Genomic DNA, 834 nt, shown 5'->3' with positions numbered 1-834 from the left:
TCAGCTCCTAAAAAATGGGTTTGTGGTAAACACCATTTTAAAGGAAGCTGATCTTTTTTGTCCGAACAGCGTTCGGATTAATTTTACAATCTACCTTAAAAAGATAAAATCACTTTAAAATTTGTGTTGGGCTGCAGGCTGACTAAATGATTTTTAGTTGGAATATTGAGTCTCTGTTTTGTAAACTGGGTGACATACTCTCATAGTATCTTTGTGTTAGTTTAATTAATGGTTAGTTTAATTTTTTTGGAGGAATGGGGTTCAGTATGGAATCGAAAGGAATAATTAGAACAGGTATTGTGCTGTTCTCTGCAATTATGTTCGGAGTATCAGCAAATATTCAGAATGTAACTGCAAATAATAGCATTAATCAGACAGAAGAAGGAGCCAACTCAATCAGCCTAACTGCTCAGGCCAAGCAAGTTAGTTTGTCCAAGAATGCGTCTTCTGTCGGCCAAATGAGCCAGGTATCTACAGTAGAGGAAGTAGATGGTGCGAAGTCTGCCAGTGGTTCTCAGTTTAGCAGCAGTTTAAAAGGTAAAAATGTTGACACATCGTCAATAGAATCTGACTCAGCAGTAAGTTCTAATGCGGGTAGCTCAAGTTCTGTTGGCGCAAGCTTGTCGAGTTCAGAATCATCGACTGACGCGGCTGTGAATAGCGGTTCTGATTTCAAGGCAGTTTCAGTTGAAAGTCAATCAAGTAGTGAGGCAAACGGAGACGATAAATCCGCTACTACATCCAGAGCTACATCGGCTACAAGCGAGACTAGTATTAATACAGGAAGTGCTTCTCAAAGTGTTTCGAGTAACAGTGCTAAATTGCAATCACTGG

1 protein-coding gene is annotated in these 834 nt (G+C 39.7%); it reads left to right on the top strand.

The window, feature by feature from the left end:
- Window positions 1–266 precede the first annotated feature (266 nt).
- The coding region (locus tag GB993_RS11640; protein WP_431188886.1) for a hypothetical protein at window positions 267–834 on the top strand (568 nt) is incomplete at its 3' end.

Source organism: Furfurilactobacillus milii, assembly GCF_009864005.1.
GTDB lineage: Bacteria > Bacillota > Bacilli > Lactobacillales > Lactobacillaceae > Furfurilactobacillus > Furfurilactobacillus rossiae_B.
Note: the sequence above shows the minus strand (reverse complement) of the source record. Positions and strands in the feature narration are given on the sequence as shown.